Genomic DNA, 26,784 nt, shown 5'->3' with positions numbered 1-26,784 from the left:
GCGCCGGCGAGCACACGAGCGGATGCCGCGCGGAACGCCATAGACTTTCATCATGGCCCGTCGTTCAGATCCAGGTGCCGCAGCTCCTCGCCGCGGCGCGCGGCACGGCCGCCACGGACGCCTCGGACGCAGCGAGGTGCTGCGTCCGCCCCTGGCTCCGCTGAACGGCAGGATCGACCGCTTCGACAGCACCATCGGCGCGGCTGTGGACTTCTTGCGCGGCACCTGGCCGGAGCTGCAGGAGGTGCGCTTCGAGATCGGCGGGCTCCCCCGCAACATCGATGATGACGGCATCCCGCGCTGGCACCTCGACCGCGATGAGCGCAGAATCGTGCTGTATCGCATCCCGATCGAACGACTGCTTCCCCCCGGTCACGATGATGACCTGCATCGCCGCATCGCGATCGAGAGCGCTGTTTTCCGGGCGGCCGCCGAATACGTCGGCAAGGAGCCGTGGGATTTCGGGCCCGATCAGGGATAGACCGTGATGGCCGCGCGCTCCGATGCTGCTGGCCATAGCGGCCAGCCGGCCAACTGATTCACATCGGCAAGTGCGACGGCTGCATGCAGCCCGCCGCCGTTCACGGCCAGAGCGTATGTGGTGCTCGCGGTGACATCAATCAGGGTCGAGCCGCCCGCCGCAACGGTGATCTCCGAGCCGGCCTGTCCGTTTGTGGGCGCAAGCGTCGCGGTGACGTCCTCGTCGCCTCGGTTCACCAGATGCAGTCGCGGCGCCGGCCCTGCAGGCACGGCGACAAAAACTTCTCCGGTGATCTCGGGAGCTTGTGTCATCCAGGCAAAATCCGAGCCGGCCGCTACGCCAGTGCTCTGCCAGACGGCTCCCACGAGCGAAGAGTCCGCCTCGACGCTCACGCTGTACATGCCCACATCCAAGCCGTCCAGATTGACCTCGGCGGGGATGGCAGCCTCCAGCGGCACCGTCTTCGTCTGCACGACCTTGGCCCCGGAGCGCACGGTGATCGTCGCCGTGGTGGGCTGATCCGCTGCGAGAAGTCGCAGCACCGTGACCGCTGAATCTGCGTTGTCGGCGACAACCTGCACGCCGGAGAATGTCAGATCGGTGCCGGGAACTCCCGCGGTGTCCTGCAGGTCGATGCCTGAGGGGTCGAGGGTGCGGATCAGCGAGGACTGCAGCACTGCTCGCAACGGAGCCCCGGTCGCCGTCACCCGCACGACGGGCTGCTGGAGCCCGGCGGCGATGGATGCCAGGGGCACAGCCAGCTGCGTTCCGGCAGGCACCAGCGTGGTGGTCGTCGTCTGTTCCGATCCGAAGACCGTGAGGGCCGCCGTCGCGGTGACATCGCCCGGGTTCGACAGGATGATCAGGTCGCTGGTACCCGTCTCGACAGTTCCGCCCAACAGCCACGACTCGGTCTGCGGCTCACGGCATGCGCTCGCCGCGAGGCCGGAAAGATCACCGGCTGCGAGCCAGACCGATTCGGCAGCCGCGACCAGCGAGGTTCCCCCCTGCTCGGCACTGCCGATGAAACGCTGAGGAGCCGCGAACTCCCCGGTCAGATCCGGTACGGCGAGTTCGGATTCGTCACGCGGTCCGTTGCTGTCGACGGTGAGTGCTAGATCGCCCGCTGACGACATCTGCTGCGCATTGTTCGCATCTCGGCCGATCGCACGAAATGATCCGGAACACACCACGGTGGTGTCGCCCGCAGCAGGCCGCACCTGCATCTGTGCTGCCTGATTGGTCACGCTCGGCCATTCGACGGCGACAGCGGCTGTGACTCCCGCTACGCACGCGACAGCGATAACGGCGCCTGCCACGAGCCTGGCGCTGGTAGCGGCGACACGGATTGGTGGCTTGTGAGTCATCGCTTCTCCTCGGCTGGCTCAAGATCGGCTGGCTCGAGATCGTCATCCGCCCGCTTCGGAAGAATCAGAGGTTCATCGGGTGAACGCCCCACGATCCGTGATTGCGCTCGCGCAGCTCGGCGCGAGGCTCGGGTCGGGATCGACAGCAGTACGGCGCCCAGGAATACGACCAGCTGCAGAATTGTCACGGCCTGCATGGTGCGAGCCTCGGATGCGGTGAGGCCCGGACGCTCAGCGGTGACACTGTCCAAGCGCCACAGCACGCCCTTGTCTGTTTCGCCGACCTTCACGAACCCGGCGCGCTGATCAAGAGCGGTGACAGCGGAGATTCGGAACGCACGTGCGGTGGCGGATTCTTCGCCGGCGACCTGATCGAGAAGGACGAAGTGGATGCCATGGGCTGCGAGCTCGCCGGGAGCATCGAAGGTGCGCTCCGAGAGCAGATCGACCGTGAGGATGCTGATGTCGGTGCCATGCGGTTCGGTGGCGGTGCTCAGCATGGTGGTCTGCGCGCCCAGCGTGTTGCTCGCACCCCAGATCACCTCTGACGCCAGCCCGCCGTCGTTCTGCGGCGTGATGACGAGTGTGGCGATCGCACGGTCGCCGCGCGCCTCGGCGGCGACGTAGGCCGGGAGGGTGCTCTCCGGTCCGTTGGTGAGAACTGAGCGTTCGGTGTGCAGCGCTGTCAGCGCCGGCACGGCGCAGAGCGCCAGTGCGAGCCCCGCAATCGTCACCGTGACCACCCGCACACGGGGAAGCGTGATGGCGGTGTCAAGCGTGACGAGCGCACCGCCGACGAGCCCGGCCCAGGCCAGGCTCAAGCCTGTTCCCGGCCAGATCGCTACCGCGGTGCCCTGTGCAAAGGAGACGGTCACACCCACGGCGAGGAATGAGGTCGCGAGACCGATGACGGTGACAGCGAGCAGAGTGATACCAGCACCCCAGCGCGGCGCGATCGCTGAGGCGAGTGCCAGCAGCGCGATCGGCACAAGCAGCAGCGGTGCCCACATCGCAATGGTGGGATCGATGATGCTCATCCACCCGGCAAGATCGGCGGTCGGGAAACCTGTGGCCAGCAGCATCCGTCCGGCGCTGTCCGCGCTCGCTTGACCGCCTGCCCAGATGAGGCCGGGGTCGGCGAAGATCGCCCAGAGATTTCCGTACCGCACCTGCCAGACGACGATCGGCAGGAACAGCACCACGGTGGGAGCCAGCATCCACAGCAGGCGCACGGCTCCATGGAACCATCCATGCGCAAGCACGACGACCAGCGCGATCAGCCAGAGCAGCCCGGCCGCTGGTGCGAACGCTGGTGCACAGGCGAGAGCTGCAGCGAGGATGATCGACGCTGCGCCCGCCGCACCCCAGGAGCGGTGTGCGACGACGGCCGCATGGAACAGCCACGGCAGGATCAAGTGCAAGAGGACTGCGGCCGGGCGCCCGGTCACGAGAGCGGTGAGGAAGGTCGGCGCGAGCGCCCAGGCGACACCGCCGAAGATGCGCATTCCCGCGCGGTCAGTGATTCGTGTTGCGGCGAACCATCCGCCGAGTACCGCCAGCGGCAGTGCCAGCAGCCACAGCACCACGAGCGCGAAAGACGGTGCTCCGGCCCACAGCGATCCGATGATCGCGATGACTCCGGCGAAAGGATCCGCAGGGCCGATGACGTCGACTCCGAGTCCGCGCGATCCCCACGCAGCATCGCGCCAGAGTGCTGTGACGGTGTCACGCAGCGGAAGCAGTCCGCCGCCGCCGATGGCGGGCCAAGCAAGCAGGGTTGTGAACGAGGCCACGCTCACCACGAGAGCGCCCAGCACGGCCCAGGCGCCGCCACCGGAGAAGAAATTTAGTTCGCTGACCGCTCCCCCTTCGCTCCCGTGACCGTCGTCGAGATTCCGATGCAGCTGTGCGCGGGTGACACGCAGTGGGGCGATGCTCGACCAGGAGGCGGTTCGGAACGAGCGGATGCGCTGGCGAGACCGCGCCACGGCGCCGAAGCGGACCATCGCGGTGAGCGCTGCGGCCCATTCCGGCAGGACAGCCGCCGGACGCTTGCCGATGAGATGTACGACGGTTCGCCACAGCGCCAGGGGCAGCAATGAGAGCCAGTGCAGCGGCACGCTGATGGCGGGAGCGTAGGCGAGCCTGCGGTGCAGCTGTGCGAGGCGCGTGACGAACGCGCGTTGCGCTGCGTTCTGCGGGAGCGCTGCCGGGCCGTCAGGATGCACGGAGATCCGTGCATTCGGGGCGAGGACGACGCGCCCACCACCCAGCCGCGCACGGATACCGAGGTCCAGACCTTCGTCGGCCCCGGCGAGAGCGGGATCAGGACGAAGCGGGTCGCGCACTTCGCTGCGAATCAGGATGCCGCGGATGTCAGAGCCGAGCGCGTCGTCACGTCCGTCGTGCTGGCCCTGGTCGAGTTCACCGGCGGCGAGTTCGACTGATCGGCCAAGCGAGGTCATGGTGACGCCGAGGGAGACGATCTCGCGATCGTTGTCGACATCGACGAGCTTGGGAGCGGCGATGGCCGCCGATGGTGAGCGCTCGAGCGCTCCGCTGAGCTGCGCCAGCGCCTGCGGGTGCGGTGCCGTGTCGTGTGCGAGCAACCAGATAGCGGAGCCCTGCGCCACCCGGGGTCGAGCCAAATCGATGGCCTCAGCGAACGAGGTGCTGCTGCGTGCTTCGATGATGCCTTCGATGACACGAGCGATCGCTTCGCTGTCTCGGGCGGACGAGGCGTCTCCGCACACGACGAGCGTCACGGCGTCCGCCGCGCGAGTCTGGAGACTCAGGGCGTCAAGAGTACGCAGGAGCTGTGCGCGGGAGGAAGATCCGGGCCGCGCGACGATGATGGCATGAACTCGGGTTGGCATGGCTTGGCCAGCCTAAGCGCTGCATTCTCAGGCGACTGCCACCGCGGTCGGCGCGCCTGCGAAGCTATGACAGCTCAGCCGGCGCTGCGCTTGAGCTTGCGGCGTTCGCGCTCGCTGAGCCCACCCCAGATACCGAAGCGCTCGTCGTTGTTCAGCGCGTACTGCAGGCATTCGCCACTCACATCGCACGAGGAGCAGATGCGCTTCGCGTCGCGAGTCGAACCGCCCTTTTCCGGGAAGAACGCCTCTGGATCGGTCTGCGAGCAGAGCGCGTCGGTCTGCCAGGAGAGCGCTGTGTCATCGTCGGCGTCAACACGCCTGACCCCGGGAACCCCGAGATTGACCGGATCTACAAACCAGTTCTCGGGAACGTCGGAACGGTAACCCGTCATATCGTTCTCCTTGCCCTTACGGATGCCCCCCACCGGGCCGTGCACAACTAATTACACCCGTGTCATTCGCTCCGGTCAAGTCGCAGATAGTAAACCCTCAATCGACCATTGAAGGTTCACGGCGTGTCTACGGCGTGTCGCGGTGCACCGCAGAGTATCTGGGATCTCAGGCGAAGTGGACGCGCGGTTGCGGGTGGTCGATGAACACCCTGCCGCGCGGACTCGTCCATTCGATTCGCCCACCGGACAGCTGTCGCGCCGCCCACCGGTACTCGGGGTCGATATCCGGATGTTTCAAAGAATGATGCCGGCGGCACAGATGACTGAGATTCTCGCAGGCTGTCGCCCCACCCCGGCTGTGCTCATCGTTGTGGTCGAGGTCGCATCGCAGCACCGAGGACGCACAGCCGGGAAAACGGCAGCGTCCATCGCGCGCACGCAGATATCGGCGCATCTCGGCTGTTGGTCGGTACCGATCGGTCGCTGTGACCATTCCGGAGTACTCGTCGAGATAAAGACGATCCCATCCGGGTGCGAACCCGGCAATCTCACGGGCGATTCGGGCGTCGACAGGTCCGCATCCGAGCAATTCGGCTGGAGCATCCGACGCTCCGGCGAGAACCGCCGCAGAAAGCGTCACCTGGACATGCCCGCGAATCGCCGCCGCGCCATCTGCGGATACTGTTTCTGCGGCGGCTGCCAGCAGGAGGTCCATCACGACATCCGCCCGCGCTTGATCCATCGTGCGCGGATCGTCATTCGGTGCGGACGCGCCGTAGTCGCCATCGACGTCCTGCACATCCTGCTCGGAGATCAACGCATCGTCTTCACCCGTTGCCGGCTCTGTCTCGCCGTCACCGAGCACAGGGCGCACCTCGGACGAGTGCGGATCCCGTGCGAGCCGAGCGAGTCTGGAGGCCCGATCCAGCGCCGCATGAGCGAGCACCGAAGAGGTCAGGATGTGGACCTCAGCCGAACCGTCGTCGAAGTCGTCGATCCAGATTTTCCGGTCTTCGTGCGCCTTCTTCCGGCGGTCGGCAGCACTCACCCCACCATGCTTGGCCGCCAGCATCCGCGCCACCGATCTGACCCGATTCGGGCTCTCCCCTGAGGCGTAGTCGACCGCGGCGAGCTCATAGGCGAAACGATCTGCCTGATCGGAGATCTGCGCACCCGCATCAGTGATGATGCGCGCATGTGTCGGGCTGATCTGCGCATTCTGCAGGGCCTGGAAGGTGACAGGAAAACTCGTCACCAGCGTGTACGCGTTCCACATCGACGATTCCATCGTGCGCGAGGAGATACGACCGGCGGAGCTGAACTCCGCAATCACCGAGCGGACGGGAATGTCTTTGACGTCACTGGGCCCAGTCCGCTGCTCACGCTCGCCTAGCGCGTCAGAGAAGGCCTCGCTGAGCAGCTCGGCCTCCCGCGCATGCAGCCGCGCCTTGTCAGCCTGCAACTCTTGCCACTCGGACATGCGCGACGACGACGCCTGTGGCGGTGTCGGAGCTGTCAACGTTGGCATGCATCCAGTATAGAACAAATGTTCTAATCTGGTCAAGAGTCGGAGCGACTCAGGGCATGGTGATTCCCGGCATGGCGATGAAGGCCTCGCCCGTGCCGGTGAGGGTGAGCGACTTCTCGTCGGCTGTGGCGAACACGGCCGCGCCGACGGGAATGGTCATCTCCTGATCGATACCGGAAACCGAGACATCTCCCCCGGTCGAGAGCACCATCGCCGGTCCGGCAACGTCTACGGCGACCGGTTCGCCGGACAGGGTCACACGCCGCAGGGCGAAGTCCGAGACATCGACCGGATAGGCAGTCACCGCATCGCCCGCCATCGGCGTCATCACCGGGACCTTCGCCGGCGACGTGTCGAGGACTGACAGCAGTTCGGGCACATCGATGTGTTTGGGCGTCAGGCCCCCGCGCAGCACGTTGTCGCTGGCCGCCATGATCTCCACGCCGAGCCCGGAGACGTACGCGTGCAGAAGACCGGCACGCAGGAAGATGCCCTCGCCTCGTCGGAGCACGATGAAGTTCATCAGAAGTGCGACAACAACCCCAGGGTCCCCCGGGTTCCGCTCCGCGATGGTGCGGGCGTTGGCCAATTCGGCGTCGAATTCTTCGGAGGATGCTTCGGCGAGCGCGGCGATGATGTCGTCGACCTCAGACTGCGCTGTACCGGAAAGCAGCCAGCCGATGGCATCCCCGAGCACATCTCCGTCTGCGCTGAGCCTCTCCCGAAGAGCAACAGCTCCGACCGACGAGCCCAGCGAGTCCAGCAGACGCACGGTGTCCGCCACGGGGCGCAGCCCTCCGAGCGCCTCGAACCGCTCGCTGAGCGCGACGATGAGCTCGGGCTTGTGGTTGTCATCTCGGTAGTTTCGTGACGGGTCATCTGCCGCAAGACCTGCTTCGCGCGCCCATCCCGCACGCGCCTGCGCGATCGTCGGGTGCGCCTGAATCGACAGCGGATCGGCCGCAGCGAGCAGCTTCAGCAGATACGGCAGCGTCCCACCGGTAACAGCATCCAGAGTCGTACCGTCAGAGACGTCAGCGGGGTCACCGGGGTGATCTCCGAACCATACCTCGGCCTCCGGCGCTCCGGTGGGCTCGCGGCCTTCCAGCGTCGCGAGAAGGGACGTCGATCCCCAGGCATAGTCACGGGGCTCATTGGACAGGCTCAGCAGCATGGCTCCAGCGTAGCGATCCCGTCGTGGCACAGCGATCTGCGGGCCGGTCGCGGTAGCCTGAATCCGATGGCGCAGTACACGAAGCATCCCGTGACAGCCCCGCCCACCGCGCCGGAGCGCGAGTCGACGGGGCAGCTACTGCTGCGCGCCTACGCAATCCTCGCGTTCATCGTCGCTTTTGCGCACACCGCTCTGTACAACCTGGTCGGCATGAACGGCGCGGGCATCGTCATGATCGTGCTGACGCTGGCCGCCGTCGCTATCGGCGTGCCGATGATCACCCGGGCGAAGCCGCACGCCTTCGCCTGGCGCCGGCTTCCCTGGTCGGCTCTCGGCTACGTCGTGTTCGCACTGCTGTCGTTGGCCTGGTCGCAGTGGCGCGGGCCGACGATCATCACCTGGCTCCTGCTCGCCGCGATCACTGTGAACGCTCTGCTCATCGCCCATGCCTTCAGCTGGCATGAGATCGTGCGCACGCTGGCATCCGCCTTCAAGTGGATCCTCGGGCTTTCTGTCGTTCTCGAACTCTGGGTGTCACTGGTGCTGCAGCGCCCCCTGCTGCCCAACTTCCTCACACTTCCTGATGGCGACATCGACCCGCACTGGTACTGGGTGCGCGACAACTTCCTCGATGGCGGTCGCATCCAGGGCCTCGTCGGCAACTCGAACGTGCTGGCCATTATCTGCCTGTTCGCGATCGTCACCTTCGGCGTTCGGTTCGCGCTGCGTGAGCGCTGGAGCACGACACTCGCTCTCTGGATGCTGCTCGCGGCATACCTGCTGCTGCGCGCAGGATCGGCCACGACCTATGTGTGCGCGATCGCCGCGGCCGTCGTGGTCGCGATCGTTCTTCTCATCCGCCGCACGCGCACTCCCGGTGGCCGCACCCGCATCTACGTGATCTGCACGGCAAGTGCCGCCGTCGTGATCGCAGCGCTGATCGTATTCCGCAAGCCGCTCCTTGAGGCGCTGGGCCGCAGCGCCGACCTCACCGGCCGCACCGATCTCATCTGGACCACGGTGCTCGAACGGGCCGCCACCCACCCCGTTTTCGGCAACGGATTCTCCAGCCCGTGGATACCGGCTGACCCGGCATTCGACGGCTGGATTGTGGACCACAACATCACCGTCTTTCATGCGCACAACATGTGGCTCGACGTGTTGATGCAGCTCGGTGCTGTGGGCGTCCTGCTGATGGCGGCCGCCTATCTCGGGCTGCTCTGGCGCGCATGGTTCTTCGCCATCGACCGGCCGCGATGGGATCTGCGCGCCGATCGCCCCTACTCGCCGCTCACGCTCCTGCCCCTGCTGTTCACCGTCATCCTGCTCGTTCAGGGGCTGGCGGAGTCGACGCCGATCATGCTCTGGGGTTGGCTGATGCTGATGCTGTTCTCCTTCAAGGTCAAGTCGGTCCCCCTGGTTGGTGTGGGCCTCAGCGAACAAGCCCGCGTCACCGAACGCGGCCAGACCGCACGGCGCATTCCGTGACCACCTCCGAGGCTCGATTGAGCCGACTGCTCGGCTCTGTCGAGATGGCTCGTGCCTATACGATCGCCGCTCTGAGCGCGACGTTCGGATCGTTCCTGATCGAGCGAATGACCTCGATGACGACCCTCGCGACGATAACGCTGCTGCTGGGCGTTCTGGGCGCGGCGATCCTGTTCGTCCGGCGAGAAGAGCTCTCACTGCTTCGGCTGGCGCCGTCATCGCTGCTGGCATTTCTCGCCCTCGGCCTGATCAGCGTCTTTTGGAGCACCGACCGTTCAGACACGCTGGTGGGCTGGCTGTGGCTGTTCGGTTACGCAGTCATGGCCATCACGATCGGTCATATCCGCGACACCCTGCAAACCATGCGAGCTCTCGGCGATACGCTGCGCGTGCTGCTCGTGTTGTCGCTCGGACTTGAAATCCTCTCCGGCATCCTCATCGATCTTCCGATCGCCTTCCTCGACATCGACGGAAACCTGGCGATGGGCGGTCCGATTCAGGGAATCTTCGGCACCCGCAACATGCTCGGTTTCGTGGCGGTGATCGCGCTGATCACCTTCTTCATCGAATGGCGCACGCAATCAGTCGCCGCCCCGATCGCCATTCCTTCAATCGCCCTGGGCGCTTTTCTGGCTCTGGTCTCAGCATCGCCGACTGTGCTCGTGCTCGCCGTCGCCGTCGCCGTCGCGACCTCAGCGCTCACGATCGTGCGGCACACTCCGCCTGGCCGCCGCAATATCGTGCAGTGGATGCTGGGGGCGCTGGTAGCTACGGCACTAATCGTGGCGTTCGCATTCCGGCATCCGATCATCGCTTGGATGGGGGCAGGGTCTGATTTCTCGACCCGCGCCGACCTCTGGAATCAGATTCTCGACTTCGTTGCGATCAGACCGTTCCAGGGCTGGGGCTGGTTCGGCTCGTGGCAACGCGGCGAGTACCCGTTCACGTACATCAACTATCTGCTGGATGATCGCCACCAGAGCGCGCTCAACGCGTTCTTCGACATCCTGCTGCAGTTGGGCGTGGCCGGTCTCCTCCTGTTTTTGATTCTCGGATGTGTGGCGCTGATCCGCTCGTGGCTGGTAGCGAGTGCGCGCCGATCAGTGCTTTACGCGTGGACCCCGCTGGTGCTGGTGACGCTCGCGGTGGACTCGATGTTCGAAAGCTTCACGATCGTTGGCGCCGGCTGGTTCATGCTCGTGCTGTGCGCGTTGCGCGCCGGGCAATCACGGTCCTGGCGCGAGAACATCGACGCGGCGAACACCGGCGTCATCCCGACGTTGCGACCGAGCGAATAGGCCTGCTGCTCAGCTCGCGTCGAGCGTCTTGAGCTTCTCGGCCCAGGCCAGAGCGTCGCGCACACCGTCGTCGACGGAACGCTGCGCCTTCCAATCCAGGGCGGCGGCGGCGCGATCGACGATCGCGAAGGCGCCAGCTTGATCGCCAGGGCGGCGCTCGACCTCGACGACAGGAAGAGGGTGCTGGGTGACGCGTTCGAACGCGGTCACCAGTTCACGCACGGTCACGCCATCACCGGTGCCGATGTTGAGCACCTGATAGGGATCGGATCCTGTCGCCACCTCATCGAAGCGTTGCACCGCTGCGACGTGCGCCAGAGCGAGATCCCAGACGTGGATGTAGTCGCGCAGGCCGGAGCCATCGCGGGTCGCCCAGTCGGTGCCGGTGATGGTGAACGGCTCCCCCGCGGCGCGAGCCTGCATGATCTTGCCGAGCGCGTGCGATGGGGTGGGATTCTGCAGACCGGTGCGCAGGCGCGGGTCCGCGCCGATCGGGTTGAAGTACCGCAACGCGATCGCGCGCAGGTCGCCGGCAAGCGCAGCATCCGAAAGCACACTCTCGACCATGGCCTTGGTCATGGCATAGGGACTGGACGGCGCCAACGGCGCATTCTCGTCGACGCCTTCGCCACCCTCACCGAAGTAGACAGCAGCCGATGAGCTGAACACGATGCGGCTGATGCCCGCCTCTCGCAGATTGCGCAGCAGGATGATGGTCTTGCCGACATTCGTGTCGTAGTACCCGAGCGGGTCGGCAACCGATTCGGGCACAACGATGCGCGCCGCGCAGTGCACGACAACGTCGATGTCGGGGTGATCGGCGCAGATGCGGGTGAGAAGCTCAGCATCCGCGATGTCGCCGACGTAAAGGTTACGGTCCTCGCCGAAGTCACGGCGACCGGTGGACAGGTCATCGAGAATGACCGTCTCCACGCCTGCTTCCAAGCACGCCGTAGCGATCGTCGAACCGATGTATCCGGCACCGCCGGTGATCAGAGCCTTCATCGCGCCTATCGTAGTCTGCCGACCGGTCCCGACGTCCAGGGCGCGCTCTCCAGGGATCCTCAAGCGCAGAAGGTAGGCTACTCGGTGCCCGCTGAATCCAGCTTGCGCCCATGAGGGCGGGGCGAAGCAATCTCGGAGATCTCTCACGTGACCCACGTCTTGCAGAACGTTGTATTCCCGCTCGATCGCGACCCGGATCTTCTGCCGCTGTACGCCGATCCTGAGACGTGGTCGGTCATCGGCGAGGAGCCAGTCCGCGTCTCCAACCGCGCTCACCTCGGCAACATTCTGGGCCGAAACAGCGCGCGAATCGTATCGGGGCGCCGGGTATCCCTCGGCACCTACTTCAACGCTTTCCCCGCTTCTTACTGGCAGCACTGGACGAGCATTCGCCAGGTGCGACTCACCGTGCGAACCGCGGGACCTGCGACCGTCCTCGTCTACCGATCGAACGGATCGGGTGTGCGCCAGCGCGTCGACACCCGTGAGGTTGTCGGCAACGCCAGCACGCACTTCGATCTTGATTTGAACCAGTACAGCGATGGCGGCTGGCTCTGGTTCGACGTCGTCGCCGATGAGAAGAGCGCCGTGCTCGAGGGCGCCGAGTGGACGACAGAGCAGGAGCCGGCCCGAGCTGGCAAGGCGTCGTTGGGGATCACCACCTACAACAAGCCCGACTACTGCGTCGAAACGCTGGAGGCGCTTGCTGCTGCCCCCGATGCACTCGAGCTCGTCGATCGGATCTTCCTCATCGATCAAGGTACTCAGCTGGTCTCTGAGCAGAACGGCTATGCCGAAGTCGCCGAGGCGCTCGGTGAGACGCTTGAGATCATCCGTCAGCCCAATCTCGGTGGATCCGGCGGCTTCGCCCGTGCCATGCATGAGACGCTGCAGCGCCCGGAGAGCGACTTCGTCCAGCTGCTCGATGACGATGTACGTCTGGAGCCCGAATCGCTGCGTCGATCGATCGTGTTCGGCCAGTATGCGACTAATCCAGTACTCGTCGGCGGACACATGTTCGACCTGCTCGATCGCCCGAAGCTGCACGGCTGGGCCGAGGTCGTCGACGATGCACCATTCATGTGGCGCAACCTCTATCAGGAGAAGCTGCCGCACGATTTCGGTGTCGCGAACCTGCGCCAGTCGCCGCTGCTTCATATGCGCATGGACGCCGACTACAACGGCTGGTGGATGTGTCTGATCCCCCTCGACGCGATCCGCAAAGTCGGGTTGTCGCTTCCGGCTTTCATCAAGTGGGATGACGCGGAGTTCTGCCTGCGTGCCGGAGCCGCAGGCTTCCCAACCGTCTCGATGCCGGGTGTCGCGCTCTGGCACGTGTCGTGGGTGAACAAAGACGACTCCATCGACTGGCAGGCATATTTCCATGCCCGCAACCGAATCGTCGCGGGCCTCCTGCACTCACAGTCTTCGCACGGCGGACGTCTCATCACGCACAGCCGTCGAGTCGACCTGAAGCATCTGATGATGATGCAGTACTACCCGGTGGCGCTGCGCGCGCAGGCTCTGCGCGACGTGCTTTCGGGCCCCGATCACATGCGTGCGAACCTGGCCACGGCGATGCCCGCGGCACGCGCTCTTGCGGCCGATTATGCCGAGACGACAGTTCATCGCGACCCTTCGACCGTGTTGCATTCGCGGCACGGCCGCCAGGTCTACAAGATGCAGACGAAGAACAATTTCGACAACCCCACCGGTATGAAACTGCGGATCTTCACGCTGAGAACACTGGTGTCCCACTGGCTGCACAATCCGAATCCTGTCAATATCGTCCAACCTGAGGTCGAGTTCGGCAAGGAGGACGCGCACTGGTGGCGCTTGCCTGCCTTCGACAGCGCCCTCGTGAGCACTGCCGACGGCTCAGGAAAGAACATCTACACGCGCGACCGGAAGAAGTACCGCCGGATGCTGCGTGAAACAATCCGCCTGCACGCTGAGCTGAAGCGTCGCTGGCCCGAGCTGCAGAAGCAGTACCAGCGGGCGCTTCCTGAGCTCGTGTCCCCCCAGTCCTGGCAGCAGATCTTCGAGGAGAAGGCATGACCGCGGCGCCTGCTGCATTCGCCCCAGCGGCGGCGACGATCGTCATCGTGACGTACAACCGTTCGCATCTGCTCAAGGGACTGCTCGAGAGCATCACCGTGATGGATCCGAAGCCCGGCCACGTCGTGATCATCGACAATGCCTCTGCGGATGACACGACCGAGGTAGTCGAATCGTTCCGCGACTCGATCGGCACCGAGATCGTCTATCGCAAGCTCGAGACGAACACCGGCGGGTCCGGTGGCTTCAGTGAGGGCATGCGCACCGCGTACGAGCTCGGCAGCGAGTGGATCTGGATGATGGATGATGATGTCGAAGTCATCCCGGACGGTCTGGCGAGGATGGGATCGTGGGCTCCGCGGTTCAAGAGCATCCAGGGCCGTCGGTACGACTACGACGGCAGCGAGTTCTACTGGCAGTACCGGATCGCTGAGCGGATGGGAATTCCGATCCCGTTCGCACCGGCCGGGTTCGATGCATCCGGTTTCAAGGAGATGAACAGCGGATGCTTCGAGGGCATGTTCATCCACCGCTCGATCGTCGAACAGATCGGGTTGCCGGATCCGCGCTTCTTCATCTATTGGGATGACCAGATGTACGGGTGGTTGGCCTCGCGTCTGACGACCGCTGTGATCGTCAACGAGTTCGTGCTGCGCCGCACCCGCGAGATCAAGCAGTGGGACATGGGCGTGCGACACATGAATGCTTCCAGCAACGCTTATCGGTACTACATCATGCGCAACCGCGCCTTCATCAAGCACTACTACCGTGTGCACGAGAACTACAACCCGGTGTTGTTCGGCCTCGGGACGACGGCGACGTTCTTCAAGGAGATCATTCGCCTGTTCTTCGTGGAGCGCACCGTGCGCGGGACGAGCAACCTGTTCCGCGGCATCCGCGATGGTGGCAAGATCGGTCGCGACCGCACTTGGCAGCCTATGCCCGCATTGGAGAAGTGATGAGCAACGAGCACCAGCCCGAGGCCGTGTGGGTGTTCCCCGAGGAGAAGAAGAGCAATAAGGGTGCTGTCTGGCTCATCGTCATCCTCTCGATCCTCGCGGTGACGATCGTCGGCCTGCTGCTGTTCTTCCTGTTGCCACCTGCAGGCGATACGGAGCCGACTCCCAGCCCGAGCGCTTCCGGCAGCGCTTCAGCGACGCCCACGCCGACGCGCACTCCGACGCCGACCGCGACGCCGACGCTCTCGCCGAGCGCGACGCCCACACCGGTGCCGTCGCCGTCCACTGTCCCAACGGATGCCCCGAATCCCACCGAGCCACCGGCGCCGAACCAGGATCATGACGCCTTCGCGGCAGCAGTCGCTCCCCGGCTGAACGACGCGTCCACTGGGCTCGGTGTCATCGCCGAAGGCGACCCGGATGCGGCTGGGATCGTCGGCAACCTGCAGCAGGATGCCGGTCGCCTCTCCGACACTGCGGCTCCCAGCGACATCGAGGGCGCCTGGGCGGATGCGGTGACGCAGTACAGCGCACGGCTCGCCGAGTTGCGTGCAGCATACGATAACGGCACTGATCCGCAGCAGGCTGTGGATGCCGCCTCAGCAGCCCTGCAGAACGTTCGTGCCGTAGCCGGCATCTAATGCTTGCGAGTGGGCGCCCGTGGCTCAGTTTCACGCCGAAATAGCGCCACAACTACCCACTCGCCGGCAGGTCGCGACTTCTTCTGCACACGTGGCCCCTCCCCTTGTTTGCGAGTGGGCGCTCGTGGCTTGAGTTCCGCGTCGTTTCGCGCCACAAGCGCCCATCCGACTCGTCTGGGCCTGTGGAAAACGTACACGCGCGGATGCCGGATCCCGCAGACTCGGTCACCATGACGACCAGAGATCCTCTTCCTGCTCACGCCGTCGGCACCGCGTTCCTCAGCGGTCGACAGGGCGCCGCCGGCATTGCGGCCCGCGGGCGGCTTCGCGGACGAGACGTAGACAAGCCGTTCCGAGGCATCCGTTCCCAGGGCATCGACCTATCGACCATCCGCGGACGGTGCGTTGCGCTTACTCCCCTCCTCGGCTCCGAGCAAGCGATCAGCCACAGCACGGCGCTTGTGCTTTGCGATGCTCCGCTCCCGTCCGCACTCGAACGGGACGACGCCGACCTGCATGTCAGCAGCACAGGGTCACGACGAAAGCGGCGCAAGGGAATAGCGTCGCATCGGCTTGACGGCGCATTCCCCACGACAGTCACCCACGACGGCATCCCGATCGTGACACCGGCGACGGCCTGGTGTCAGCTCGCCGAGTACGGATCGCAGAGAGCGCATCGACTCGACATCGAACATATTGTGGCCGTTGGTGACTTTCTGCTGTCCGGCATGGTTGTTCCGGGTGGATCACGTATTCCCCCGCTGTGCACGGAGGCGGAGCTACGCAGCGCGATCCGCGCTCATGCCGGGCGGCGCGGCGCGCTGATGCTGTCCGAGGCGAAGGGGTTGATCCGCGCCGGCGTCGACTCACCGCAGGAGACGCGGTTGCGTCTGCTGCTGGTGTGCGCTGGCCTGCCCGAACCCGTCATCCATCACCCTGTGATGACTCGGCTCGGCACGTTACATCCTGATCTGGCGTACCCGGGAATCCGCCTGGCGATTGAGTATGAGGGTGACCACCACCGCACTGATGACGCGCAGTGGCGTAGCGACTTCGAGCGGGTCCGCGCTTTGCAACAAGCAGGTTGGACGGTCATCCGCATCAACAAGGACGACCTCAATGACCCGATCCGCTCGCACGCGCTCCTCGCCCAAATTCGCGCGCTGCTCGCGAGTGGGTAGTTGTGGCTCGAAAATCACGCGAAACCCAGCCACAACTGGACACTCGCAAGGGGGCGGGGAAGGAAGGGCGAGGAGGAATCAGCGAGCGGCGGAATCGGCGTTGTAGCGGTCGAGGACCTCATTGATGGGGGCATCCAGGACCAGGCCGCCCTTGTCGAGGTAGAGTCCCCGCGTGCAGAAGCGACGCAGGTCGTGCTCCTTATGGCTGACGAAGAACAGCGTCCGCCCTTCGGCGAGCAGCTCGTCGATGCGCTGATAGCACTTGTCGCGGAATCCCTTGTCGCCGACGGCGAGCACCTCATCCACGAGCAGGATCGGCTCGTCGAGTTGGGAGATCACGGAGAAAGCCAGGCGCACCTTCATGCCATTGGAGAGGTGCTTGTACGGCATCTCCTGGAACTGCTCCAGCTCCGCGAAGGCGATGATGCTGTCGTACCGCCGAGTGACCTCCTCGCGCGGCATGCCGTGCAGACCCGCCATGAGGCGCACGTTCTCGCGCACCGTGAGATCGCCGACGAAACCACCGGTGAGTTCGATCAGCGGAGCGACACCGCCGTTAACGGAGACGGAGCCCTCGTCGGGCAGCAGAACACCGGCGACGAGTTTGAGCAGCGTCGACTTGCCCTGACCGTTGCGGCCGACCACGCCGATCGACTCCCCCGCCTGCACTGTGAAGGAAACGTCGCGCAGCGCCCAGAACTGCCCGGGACGGCTGCGCCGGGATGCACCGGCGAAGAGGTCTTTGAAGTTGCGCCGCCCCCGTCGGTTGCGGCGGAAGTGCACGCCCAGCCCCTTGACCTCGATCGCAGCAGTCATCACAGCTCCTTCAGCACGGGGCGCTCAAGTGTGCGGAACACCCATGACCCCAGCGCGAAGATGGCGAGGCTCATCACGGCCCCGATGAGCACCGTGGTCAGCTGCCATTCGCCGGGGAAGAACGCCATCCGATACAGCGTGAAGATGCCGGCCAATGGGTTGAACGAGGCGATCGTGTCGAACGGAGCGGGCAGGTTCGAGACACTGTAGATGATGGGGGTCGCGTAGAACAGCGCACGCAGGATCAGCCCCGTCGTGCGCTCCAGATCGGAGTACAGCGCACACAACGGTGCCACTAGTAAGCCGAGCCCCATGAGCAGGATGACCTGCAGCACAATGGCAACAGGGAACCACAGGATGCCCCAGCCGATCTGGACCACCTTGTCGGGGTTCGTCTCGACCAGCATGTTGATGATCACGAAGACGGCGAGCACGGGGAGAGCGAACAGGAACTCCAGGCCCTTGCTCAGCACGATCCGATTTATCCAGATCGACCGTGGGATATTCGTTGAGCGGACCAGGCGCGCGTCCTTCTTGAAGGCCCTCGTGAAGTCCGAGACCGAGGTGTTGAACCACACCCAGGGCAGCAGCGCGGTGATCAGGAAGATGATGTACGGATCCTGGCCGACGTCGCGCTGGAATACCTGCGTGAAGACGAACCAATAGATCAGGCTCATCACCAGGGGGTCGAGCACCGACCACAGGTAGCCGAGGAAACTCGTCGCGTAACGAACTTTCAGATCGCGACCAGAAAGCAGCCACAACGAATGCAGGTATCGCCGGGGCGTACCCGGCGCCCCGACAGCGGCGTGACTCACGGTTCTGAGTTTAGGCGAGGGTGTTGTTCCACATGGTCAGCGCCGAGCCGATTGCCATGTGCATGTCGAGATACTGGTAGGTGCCCAGACGTCCGCCGAAGTGAACGTCCTGCTCGCCCTTCTGCAGTTCGCGGTAGGCCAGCAGCCCCTCACGATCCGCCGGAGTGTTCACCGGGTAGTACGGTTCGTCCGTCTTCTCCGCGAAACGGGAGAACTCCCGCATGATGACGGTCTTGTCCGTGGGGTAGACGTCCTTGCGCTCCGGGTGGAAGTGCTTAAACTCGTGGATGCGAGTGAACGGGACATCCATGTCCGGATAGTTCATCACCGGAGTGCCCTGGAAATCACCAATATTGAGCACTTCCTGCTCGAAGTCCAGCGTGCGCCAACTCAGCTCACCCTCGGCATAGTCGAAGTACCGATCCACCGGACCGGTGTACACGATCGGAACCTGCCCGACGAGCGCCTTACGATTCAGCGGCTGCGACTCATCGAAGAAATCAACGTTCAGCTTCACCTCAATATTCGGGTGATCCGCCATCCGCTCCAACCAGGCCGTGTACCCGTCCGTGGGCAAACCCTCCCACGTGTCACTGAAGTACCGGTTGTCGTAGTTGTAGCGGACAGGGAGGCGACTGACGATGTCCCCGGAGAGCTTATGCGGGTCGGTCTGCCACTGCTTAGCCGTGTAATCACGGAAGAACGCCTCGAACAACGGACGCCCCACCAGCGCAATCCCCTTCTCCTCGAAGTTCGCCGCCGACTTCACGTCGTACTCCCCCGCCTGCTCACGGATCAGCGCACGCGCCTCATCCGGAGAATACGCAGCCTGGAAGAACTGGTTAATCGTGCCCAGGTTCACCGGCATCGGATACACGACACTCTTATGGTTCGTGTACACCCGGTGCTCATAGTTCGTGAACGTCGTGAACCGGTTCACGTACTCCCACACCGTCTGATTCGACGTGTGGAACAGGTGCGCACCATAACGATGCACCTCGATCCCCGTCTCCGGCTCCGCCTCGCTATAGGCATTACCGCCGATGTGAGAGCGACGCTCGATCACAGTCACCTTACGGCCAGCATCCGCGGCACGCTCTGCGATGGTGAGGCCGAAGAAACCAGAGCCCACAACAAGAAGATCCATGGGGTACATCGTATCGGCGCAAATCTGTGAGCTTCACTATGCTGACCTCAGACAGCGCAATCTGAAGCGCTTACCCTGCGACCCAAAGGTACAAAAAACGATGTTCCTCCGCGCCCTGACGCTCTTTGCGAGCGCTGTTCTTGTCGGCAGCCTGATGGCTCCGACCGCAGCCTTCGCTGCTGAGCAACCGCCATCGGAAGATGCTCCCGTGACGATGAGCACAACAGGGTTCAACCCCGGTGTCACACGCTTGGCCGGCGCCAACCGATACGAGACTGCACTGGCTATCTCGAAGCGCTACTCCGCTGGCGTTCCTGCTGTGTTCGTCGCCACTGGAAGCAACTTCCCCGACGCGCTCTCTGCCGCGGCCGCGGCTTCGCTCGTTGGCGGGCCCCTCTTGCTGACGCCGGCCAATGCGTTGCCGAAGAACGTTCGTGCTGAGATCCAGCGGCTCAAACCCCAGCAGATCTACGTCATCGGGGGCACGGGAGCGGTCAATGCTCAGGTCTTCAATGCGCTGAAGCCTCTCGCGCCGAAGATAACGCGTCTCGGAGGAACTGACCGGTACGAGACTGCGCGCACCATCATCAAGAGTGTGTTCAGCACCAGCAGCACAGCACTGCTGGCAACGGGGCGGACCTTCCCCGATGCGCTCGCTGCCACCGGGGCTGCCGGTCTGCTGGACGCACCTGTCGTCCTCGTCGACGGTGCAAGCTCCAAGATTCCGGATGCCACCGTGAAACTGCTGCGTTCATTGAATGTGCGCTCGGTCACCATTGCTGGTGGTCCCGGTGCCGTGTCAACGGGGATTGGCGCGCATGCCAGGGCCCTGGGATTCACCGTTCAGCGCCTGGGCGGTGCCTCACGTTTCGAAACAGCAGCGGCGATCAACGACGCTCACTTTCCGGCGGGCAGCAGCAACACGATGTTCCTGGCGACAGGCGCCAACTTCCCGGACGCCCTTGCTGGCGCAGCCCTCGCCGGCAGCCTCGGCGCGCCGGTGTATGTCACGCAGGCGAACTGTGCTCCCCCGGCCATCCGCGCTTCTGTCTCGCGTCTCGGCGCATCCAGCACTGTCGTACTCGGCGGCACCAGCGTTGTGAGTGATGCGTCCGCGAAGAATGCTAATTGTGCACCGCCCCGCCCCGTTGCACCGCCCCGCCCAGACCGCACGAAGCCGATCGACACCTGGAACTGCCCAGACTGGGCACGGATCAAGGGAAACGCAAGTTCGATGATCTACCACGTCCCCGGCGGCGCGTTCTACGAGAAGACGAACCCGGAGGAGTGTTTCGCGACCGAAGCGGCCGCCCAGCGGGCAGGCTACCGAAAGTCGAAGCGCTGAGGCCGATATCGCAAACGCACGGCGAGCACGAAGAATCTCAGGCAGAGAATCTAGACTGGCACTGCCATGACTCTGCAGATCTTCGTGCCCTTCTGGGGCGACCCTGACCTCCTGTTCGAGACGATCGATTCGGTGCTCGCCCAGCGCAATCCCGACTGGGAGATGACGATCATCGACGACTGCTATCCGGATGAGTCGATTCCGGAGCGGATGGCCGCGTACACCGACGAGCGCATCACCTATGTGCGCAACCCGAAGAACCTCGGCATCACCGAGAACTACCGCGAGGCGATTCGCCGGGCAACCAGCCAGTACATCACGATTCTCGGATGCGACGATCTGCTGCACCCGCATTACGTGGACGTCGTCACCGATGCCATCAAGCGGCATCCGATGGCCGACGTCATCCAGCCCGGTGTGAAGGTCATCAATGAGCACGGCACGACCATTCGCCCTCTCGCGGATCGCATCAAGCAGAGTCTGCTCACCCCGCGCGGAGGCGAAACGATCCTCACCGGAGAGCAGATGGCCACCAGCCTGCTGCGCGGCGACTGGCTGTACTGGCCGTCGCTGACATTTCGTACCGAGACGCTGCAGCGCATCGACTTCCGCGAAGGCCTCCCGATCATCCAGGATCTCGCGCTTCTGGTCGACATCGCACTCGACGGCGGCTCGCTCGTCTACACGCCGCCGGTCGCGTTCTCCTATCGCCGCCACGGATCAAGCGCCTCGCAGAAGACGCTGCTCGATGGCCGGCGGTTCCAGGACGAGCGCGCCTATTACGCCACCGCACGCGCTCTTGCAAAAGCCCAGGGCTGGCGGCGCACCGCCCGCGTCTCCCGTATCCGTCTCATGGGGCGTCTGCACGCGGTCACGGAGCTTCCTGGCGTTCTTCGGCACGGCAACCGCGCTGGACTAAAGTCGACTCTGGCTCATATCTTCGCGCTGTGACATGACCGCGGCGCCACGACGAGATCGCATCACTGGAGAGGTTCACCCCATGGCCGAACACCTGCTCATTACGGGCGGAGCCGGATTCATCGGCTCGCACCTGGCTCGCCGCTTCCAGCAGGACGGGCACACGGTGACCGTTTTGGACTCGCTGTCGCCGCAGGTGCATGGGACGGACCCTGCGACCACCTCTCCCCTGCTGCGCTCGCTCGATGGCGTCGCCCGTGTGATCGAGGGCACAGTCACATCGACCGATGACCTGCGCGGTGCGCTGAAGGATGCCACGATCGTCATCCATCTCGCAGCAGAGACTGGCACCGGTCAGTCGATGTATGAGATCGACCGCTACGTGAACGCGAACGTCGGTGGCACCGCGAAGCTGCTCGACATTCTCGCTAACGAGGAGCACACGGTGCGCCGAGTCGTGATCGCCTCGTCGCGCTCGATCTACGGCGAGGGCGCATATCGCACCGAAGACGGCCGGGTCATCTACCCCGGACACCGCGCCGATGCAGACATGGCGGCGGGCGACTTCGACGTGCACCACCCGGGCGAAGGCGCGCTCGAGCTCATCCCCACCGACGAGTCTGCGGCGTTGCATCCGTCATCCGTCTACGGCATCACTAAGCAGATGCAGGAGTCGATGGTCATGACCGTCGCCCCCACCATCGGCATCGAGGGAACCTCGGTTCGCTACCAGAACGTGTACGGCCCCGGCCAGTCGCTGAAGAACCCGTACACCGGCATCCTCTCGATCTTCTCCACCCTCATCCGCCAGGGCAAAGAGATCAACATCTTCGAGGATGGCGAGGAGAGCCGCGACTTCGTCTACATCGACGACATCGTCGAAGCCACCTATCTCGCAGCCACGCACCCGGCTGCGGCCGGTGAAGTCTTCAACGTCGGCTCCGGCGTCGGTACGACCGTGAACGAGGTTGTCGAGGCGCTGTTCGAAGGTCTCGGCCGCGAGGTCCCGACGCACATCTCCGGAAACTACCGCCTCGGTGACATCCGCCACAATATCGCCGACACCACCCGGATGACAGAACTGCTCGGCTTCACGCCGGCGGTGACGTTCCGCGACGGGGTAAAGAAGTTCGCCGAATGGGTTCTGACCGAACCTGTCGAAGAGGACTCCTATCAGCGCTCGCTCGATGAGATGGCCCAGCGGAATCTTCTGAAGTGAGTCGTCCGCTGCACGAGCCGCGAGAATTCCCCTACCGCGCCAACAGTCTGAACCTGTTCCGACTGATCCTGGCGTTCCTCGTGCTCGTCGCGCACGCTTTCTTCACCGCGGGCTACGACTGGTCGCCCGGATTCAACGGCGAGAATCTCGGTGGGTGGGCGGTCATCGGTTTCTTCGTCATCAGCGGTTTCCTGATCACACGATCGCGCCTGCGTACGGATGCCGGCACCTACCTCGTGCACCGCATAGCACGCATCATGCCGGCGTTCTTGGTCTGTCTGCTCGTCACCGCTTTCGTCTTCGCGCCGATCGCGATGCTCGCCACACACGGCACACTGTCCGGGTATCTGACCACCGGGCCCACTCCGCTGGAGTACATCTGGGGCAACCTGTTCCTGCACATCGATCACTACGGCATCGGTCAGTCGTTGAGCGCGGTCCCCTACGCCAACACGTGGAACGGCTCGCTGTGGACGCTGTACTTCGAGTTCATCTGCTATCTGATCGTCTGGGTACTGGGCGCTCTGGCCATCTTCCGCCGCTCGGTGCTGCTGGTCGCGGCGCTGTGGGCGGGGTCGGTCCTCGTGCGCATCGTCACCGCGATGGGAATCACCGGCGGCCTGAACGGTGACTTCGAGCTGCTCGCACGCCTGCTGCCGTACTTCCTCGGCGGATCCCTCATCTACCTCATCGTGCAGCGGTGGGGTTTCGTGCCGCTGATCGGCCTCGTGTCGATCCCGATCGCTGCGGTGCTCATGGTGTTCGTGCCCGTCGCCGGCGGACCGCTGGCCGCGCCGTTCCTCGGCTACGCGCTGCTGTATCTGTCGACGATCGTGCGCCAGCCGCAGTGGATAGCCAAAAACGACGTGTCCTACGGCTTTTACATCTACGCCTGGCCGATGCAGCAGCTGGTCTTGATCTTCGGCGGTGCACAGTTCGGCATCGTCGTGTACATCCTCATCACGACGGTCGTGACTGCTCTTCTCGCGACGGCGAGCTGGTTGTTCGTGGAACGACCTGTGATGCGCCTCGCACGCGGCCGCGCAGCGTCTCCGGCTCCTGCTCCGGCCTAGGCGCGGGCTCTCGCGCGCCGGCGCGCTTCACGCCACAGTCGCACCAGCAACAGCCGCGATTGCAGAGCCTGACGGACTCCGCGCGGGCGCTCGCTCGAAGCATTCGAATCGTGGATGCGGCGGCGCACGGTGGGCGCGGCGACATGGACCAGTTCCCCACAGGCGTTGGCGAGCGTGGCGAGCCACAGGTCGTGCGATTCGTCCAGATAGTCAGGGAACGGCAGGGCCGTAGCCAGGAAGTCGCGGCGGATCGCCATCGCGCACCCGAAGTAGGGAGCATCGCCCATCAGAATCTGCCGCTGGTTGTAAGCCGTGCGCGCGCCGTCCTCGGCGCGCAGCAGCCAGTCCCGCCCGGTGAGCGGCGAGCGCAACGGCGAATCGTCGCCAAGTAGGACGAGATTGGATGCTGCGACGGCATGGTCGAGCGTCGCATCCACCAACAATGCGCGACGGCCTGGCACCCAGATATCGTCCTGGTCGCTGAGCATCAGCACATCGCCGGTGGCCAGACCGAGCGCTTCTTCGAAGGTGCGCACGTACCCGCGGTTGTTTCCCCGCGGATGCACGCGCACGCGCGGGTCATCGACCGTTGACAGCAGCGCGACGGTGCTATCTGAGGATGCGTCATCGACGATGACGACTTCGTCCTGCGGTTCCAGCTCCGCGAGGATCGAGTCGAGCTGTTCCTGCAGGTAGGCGGCACCGTTGTAAGTCGCCATACACACGCTGACACGGACATCGCTCATGCGTTCTCCTCTGCGGCGTCAATGGGACGCACGGGGTGCTCGCGCAACGCCGTGCGCAGCACCCACAGCAGGTATCCGCCAACGCACAACTCAGAAATCGCAACGGCCCAGGCGACGGCGGGCACCGAGCCGAGGATCGCGAACAGGATGATCAGCGGGGCTCCGACGACCGCGCCGATCATGGTCGAAACGGCGAGAGCGCGCACCCGGCCGAGGCTCACCAGACTGGCGTAGCCGACCACGGCGGCAGTGGCGATGCCGACGAAAGCAACGCCCAGCGGCAGCGAGACCGACAGCGGCACAGAAATGGTGCCGACCGAGAGCAGCGTCGACGCCCAGGGGCTGAGGAACGCGATCAGCGTGCCGCCGATGATCCCAATACCCATGGCCGCGACGGTCGCGATGCGCATCCGCCGGGGACGCCCGCCATCGTTCGCCGGCACCCAGCTCTGGAAGAACTGTTGGATGGGCAGCAGCGCGATCGATGCATACCGGAACAGCTGGTTGGCCAGCGCAAACATCGGCTGCAACGGCCGCAGGAATATCCACACAGCGAGCATCGGCAGCGTGATGTAGAGACTGGTCACCAGTGTTGCCGAGACGGCATGCCGCTGCGTCGCCAGCAGGGTCTTCAACGGCGTGCGGTCTTCGAAGTCGGCATCCTGCGGCGAGCGATGCACGACGAGCGCGGAGATGCTCACCGCGGCCAGGTAGCCGAGCCCCTGGAAGACCAGGTATACCCAAAGCTCGTGAGTGAACCAGACCCCGACGAGCCCGAGCACACCTCCGATGACGATGGGCACGGTGTCGAAGAGTAGGAGCCGCTTCGGGCGCCCCTCGCCGGTGAAGTACCAGTTCGCACCGAGGTACGGCAGCAGGTAGACGGCAGCGCCGAGGATCGAGATGCCGATATCCCCGTGGGTGAGCGCGATCAGCAGCAGCGCGATCAGGGGGAATACGCATGTGTACAGGACGGCGCGAGCCTGCAGCGAGCGGCGGAAAAAGGCAGGGCGTCGTTCCTCGGCGATGCTGGCGACGCTCGCCGCGCCCACCGCTCCCCACCCGAAGGCGACGAGAATGCCGCCGAACTGGGCGACGGTCTGGATGAGCACCAGCGTGCCCCACGTGGCCTCTCCGACGGTGTCGGTCAGCAACGGGATCGCGACGATGCCGAGCAGCGTCACGATGATCACCGAGACGGTAAAGCCGCTCAGTCGCCCCGCTACGCCGCGGATGCCGGCCGAGCTCACGCCTGCTCCCCCTCGAGCACAGGAACCTCAAACACCGGAGCGTTCCAGGTGATGGTCGCAGCGATCGGTGCGAGGCCTGCGGGCATCCGACCCATCCGACCGCGGACGGCCGCAGAGATCGCCGCGCGGTACACCCGCCACAGCGCACGTCGCGGGCGAGCTACCCACAGTGCATTGACGAAATGGATGCCGTCGAGGAGGCTGTCGCGCAGAATCTGCTTCGGGGCAGCGAACAGGTACTCGCGGTTCAGGACGATACGGTTGCGCACCCGGTAGAAGTAGCGGAACGGCGTGCTGAGTGTGGTCTCCGGCGGGATGCCCGGCAGGCGCACCGGGCGCCCGAACAGCTCACGCCGGTACTGAGTGCCCAGGGCATGCCCCAGACGGATGCCGCTGGCGGCGAGCACCGTGAAACCCGCACGGCGCAGCCGCAGCTCATACTCGGTGTCGACCAGATCGATGAAGAAGTCGGCCCGCAGGTCGCCGACGGCGTCGATGACGGATGCCGGAATCAGCATGCCCGACTGGATGACGTTCGCCGCGGGTGCGTACACCGGCGCGCTCTCGCCGCGCGCCTGGCGAACGGCTGCGAAGAATTCGGGGACGACGACGCCCACGCGCACGCCGTCAGCGCTCGCGGTCGCCGCAGCGGCCACCAGCGTGGTGATGAAGCCGGCCGTTGCGACCGAATCCTGATCAAACGTGACGACTTGGCGGGCACCGTGATCACGGGCGGCGCGGATACCGTCGTTCAGTGCCTGCGCGATACCGACGTTCTCCGACTCACGCACGACGATGACGCCGCGATCTGCCAGACGCACGAGGAGATCGTCCGCGTCTGGTCCCGTGCCATCGTCGACGACGACGACACCGTCGACCTGATCGATGACAGAGGCCACCGCACGCTCTGCCGATGCACCTGGCCGATACGTGGAGAAGACCGCCCATACCGGCGCGTGGAGATTCGGTTTCATCGCCCACCTAGACTAGCCTCATTCGCTGAT

Annotated in this window: 23 protein-coding genes; 11 read left to right on the top strand and 12 right to left on the bottom strand. The window is 64.6% G+C overall.

The genetic code is table 11. The annotated features are described in order from the left end of the window. The first annotated feature begins 52 nt into the window (after positions 1 to 52). On the top strand, positions 53 to 481 hold the full coding sequence (locus ACSS7Z_RS05825; protein ID WP_438253534.1) for a hypothetical protein: 429 nt from the start codon (positions 53 to 55) through the stop codon (positions 479 to 481). Here ACSS7Z_RS05825 and ACSS7Z_RS05820 read toward each other — a convergent pair. The 5 genes from ACSS7Z_RS05820 to manA all read right to left on the bottom strand — a co-directional run bounded on the left by ACSS7Z_RS05820 (position 472) and on the right by manA (position 7,818). Beyond that, on the bottom strand, positions 472 to 1,848 hold the full coding sequence (locus tag ACSS7Z_RS05820; RefSeq protein WP_438253533.1) for a DUF5719 family protein: 1,377 nt from the start codon (positions 1,846 to 1,848) through the stop codon (positions 472 to 474). The two genes, ACSS7Z_RS05825 and ACSS7Z_RS05820, sit on opposite strands and share 10 nt — an antisense overlap. Beyond that, positions 1,845 to 4,724 carry a glycosyltransferase gene (locus tag ACSS7Z_RS05815; RefSeq protein ID WP_438253532.1) on the bottom strand — a complete coding sequence of 960 codons (2,880 nt, stop codon included), beginning with the start codon at positions 4,722 to 4,724 and terminating at the stop codon, positions 1,845 to 1,847. Before ACSS7Z_RS05815 ends, ACSS7Z_RS05820 begins: the two co-directional genes overlap by 4 nt. 74 nt (positions 4,725 to 4,798) lie before the next feature. Beyond that, on the bottom strand, positions 4,799 to 5,116 hold the full coding sequence (locus ACSS7Z_RS05810) for a WhiB family transcriptional regulator (RefSeq protein WP_438253531.1): 318 nt from the start codon (positions 5,114 to 5,116) through the stop codon (positions 4,799 to 4,801). A 166-nt stretch (positions 5,117 to 5,282) separates the two neighbouring features. Beyond that, on the bottom strand, positions 5,283 to 6,644 hold the full coding sequence (locus tag ACSS7Z_RS05805; protein ID WP_438253530.1) for an HNH endonuclease signature motif containing protein: 1,362 nt from the start codon (positions 6,642 to 6,644) through the stop codon (positions 5,283 to 5,285). 49 nt (positions 6,645 to 6,693) lie between these two features. Further along, on the bottom strand, positions 6,694 to 7,818 hold the full coding sequence (gene manA, locus ACSS7Z_RS05800) for a mannose-6-phosphate isomerase, class I (protein ID WP_438253707.1): 1,125 nt from the start codon (positions 7,816 to 7,818) through the stop codon (positions 6,694 to 6,696). Positions 7,819 to 7,884: 66 nt separating this feature from the next. Between manA and ACSS7Z_RS05795 the strand changes: the two genes are divergently transcribed. Beyond that, the gene (locus ACSS7Z_RS05795) at positions 7,885 to 9,306 is read left to right on the top strand and encodes an O-antigen ligase family protein (protein ID WP_438253529.1); all 1,422 of its coding nucleotides are present in this window, start codon (positions 7,885 to 7,887) and stop codon (positions 9,304 to 9,306) included. Then, on the top strand, positions 9,303 to 10,604 hold the full coding sequence (locus tag ACSS7Z_RS05790) for an O-antigen ligase family protein (protein ID WP_438253528.1): 1,302 nt from the start codon (positions 9,303 to 9,305) through the stop codon (positions 10,602 to 10,604). The genes ACSS7Z_RS05795 and ACSS7Z_RS05790 overlap by 4 nt, the downstream gene beginning before the upstream one ends. Positions 10,605 to 10,613: 9 nt before the next feature. Here ACSS7Z_RS05790 and galE read toward each other — a convergent pair whose 3' ends face one another. Beyond that, positions 10,614 to 11,609 carry a UDP-glucose 4-epimerase GalE gene (gene galE / locus ACSS7Z_RS05785; protein ID WP_438253527.1) on the bottom strand — a complete coding sequence of 332 codons (996 nt, stop codon included), beginning with the start codon at positions 11,607 to 11,609 and terminating at the stop codon, positions 10,614 to 10,616. 147 nt (positions 11,610 to 11,756) lie between these two features. Between galE and ACSS7Z_RS05780 the strand changes: the two genes are divergently transcribed. From ACSS7Z_RS05780 to ACSS7Z_RS05765, 4 genes are all read left to right on the top strand, one after another. Then, positions 11,757 to 13,667 carry a glycosyltransferase gene (locus ACSS7Z_RS05780; protein ID WP_438253526.1) on the top strand — a complete coding sequence of 637 codons (1,911 nt, stop codon included), beginning with the start codon at positions 11,757 to 11,759 and terminating at the stop codon, positions 13,665 to 13,667. Further along, entirely contained in the window at positions 13,664 to 14,626 is a 963-nt protein-coding gene (locus tag ACSS7Z_RS05775; RefSeq protein WP_438253525.1) for a glycosyltransferase, read from the top strand. Before ACSS7Z_RS05780 ends, ACSS7Z_RS05775 begins: the two co-directional genes overlap by 4 nt. Then, positions 14,626 to 15,267 (top strand): hypothetical protein, encoded by a 642-nt coding sequence (locus tag ACSS7Z_RS05770; RefSeq protein ID WP_438253524.1) that lies wholly within the window; start codon positions 14,626 to 14,628, stop codon positions 15,265 to 15,267. Before ACSS7Z_RS05775 ends, ACSS7Z_RS05770 begins: the two co-directional genes overlap by 1 nt. A gap of 230 nt (positions 15,268 to 15,497) precedes the next feature. Beyond that, complete coding sequence (locus ACSS7Z_RS05765) at positions 15,498 to 16,448, top strand: endonuclease domain-containing protein (protein WP_438253523.1); 951 nt, start codon at positions 15,498 to 15,500, stop codon at positions 16,446 to 16,448. 78 nt (positions 16,449 to 16,526) lie between these two features. Here the strand turns inward: ACSS7Z_RS05765 and ACSS7Z_RS05760 are convergent, their stop codons facing one another. From ACSS7Z_RS05760 to glf, 3 genes are read right to left on the bottom strand one after another with little or no spacing between them, the layout of a single operon-like run. Further along, positions 16,527 to 17,264, bottom strand: coding sequence for an ABC transporter ATP-binding protein (locus ACSS7Z_RS05760; protein WP_438253522.1), 738 nt, complete (start codon positions 17,262 to 17,264; stop codon positions 16,527 to 16,529). Further along, positions 17,264 to 18,082, bottom strand: a complete 819-nt coding sequence (locus ACSS7Z_RS05755) for an ABC transporter permease (RefSeq protein WP_438253521.1) — start codon at positions 18,080 to 18,082, stop codon at positions 17,264 to 17,266. The genes ACSS7Z_RS05760 and ACSS7Z_RS05755 overlap by 1 nt, the downstream gene beginning before the upstream one ends. Positions 18,083 to 18,092: 10 nt before the next feature. Further along, the gene (gene glf, locus ACSS7Z_RS05750) at positions 18,093 to 19,229 is read right to left on the bottom strand and encodes a UDP-galactopyranose mutase (protein WP_438253520.1); all 1,137 of its coding nucleotides are present in this window, start codon (positions 19,227 to 19,229) and stop codon (positions 18,093 to 18,095) included. 100 nt (positions 19,230 to 19,329) lie between these two features. Here glf and ACSS7Z_RS05745 point away from each other — a divergent pair, with 100 nt between their 5' ends. The 4 genes from ACSS7Z_RS05745 to ACSS7Z_RS05730 all read left to right on the top strand — a co-directional run bounded on the left by ACSS7Z_RS05745 (position 19,330) and on the right by ACSS7Z_RS05730 (position 23,784). After that, the gene (locus tag ACSS7Z_RS05745) at positions 19,330 to 20,574 is read left to right on the top strand and encodes a cell wall-binding repeat-containing protein (protein ID WP_438253519.1); all 1,245 of its coding nucleotides are present in this window, start codon (positions 19,330 to 19,332) and stop codon (positions 20,572 to 20,574) included. Between the two features lie 66 nt (positions 20,575 to 20,640). Then, positions 20,641 to 21,525, top strand: coding sequence for a glycosyltransferase family 2 protein (locus tag ACSS7Z_RS05740; RefSeq protein ID WP_438253518.1), 885 nt, complete (start codon positions 20,641 to 20,643; stop codon positions 21,523 to 21,525). A 49-nt stretch (positions 21,526 to 21,574) separates the two neighbouring features. Further along, the gene (locus ACSS7Z_RS05735) at positions 21,575 to 22,711 is read left to right on the top strand and encodes an NAD-dependent epimerase/dehydratase family protein (protein WP_438253517.1); all 1,137 of its coding nucleotides are present in this window, start codon (positions 21,575 to 21,577) and stop codon (positions 22,709 to 22,711) included. Next, a complete protein-coding gene (locus ACSS7Z_RS05730) occupies positions 22,708 to 23,784 on the top strand; it encodes an acyltransferase family protein (protein WP_438253516.1) in 1,077 nt (358 codons plus the stop codon). Before ACSS7Z_RS05735 ends, ACSS7Z_RS05730 begins: the two co-directional genes overlap by 4 nt. On the opposite strand, the gene ACSS7Z_RS05725 is transcribed toward ACSS7Z_RS05730, so the two are convergent. From ACSS7Z_RS05725 to ACSS7Z_RS05715, 3 genes are read right to left on the bottom strand one after another with little or no spacing between them, the layout of a single operon-like run. Further along, positions 23,781 to 24,530 carry a glycosyltransferase gene (locus ACSS7Z_RS05725; protein ID WP_438253515.1) on the bottom strand — a complete coding sequence of 250 codons (750 nt, stop codon included), beginning with the start codon at positions 24,528 to 24,530 and terminating at the stop codon, positions 23,781 to 23,783. The two genes, ACSS7Z_RS05730 and ACSS7Z_RS05725, sit on opposite strands and share 4 nt — an antisense overlap. Further along, a complete protein-coding gene (locus tag ACSS7Z_RS05720; protein WP_438253514.1) occupies positions 24,527 to 25,780 on the bottom strand; it encodes a lipopolysaccharide biosynthesis protein in 1,254 nt (417 codons plus the stop codon). Before ACSS7Z_RS05720 ends, ACSS7Z_RS05725 begins: the two co-directional genes overlap by 4 nt. Continuing rightward, positions 25,777 to 26,754: a glycosyltransferase gene (locus ACSS7Z_RS05715; RefSeq protein ID WP_438253513.1), complete on the bottom strand. Its 978-nt coding sequence runs from the start codon at positions 26,752 to 26,754 to the stop codon at positions 25,777 to 25,779. Before ACSS7Z_RS05715 ends, ACSS7Z_RS05720 begins: the two co-directional genes overlap by 4 nt. Between the last annotated feature and the right edge of the window lie 30 nt (positions 26,755 to 26,784).

The organism is Microbacterium wangyouchuni, assembly GCF_051546305.1.
Taxonomy (GTDB): Bacteria; Actinomycetota; Actinomycetes; order Actinomycetales; family Microbacteriaceae; genus Microbacterium.
This window is presented reverse-complemented; position numbering and strand designations above follow the sequence as displayed.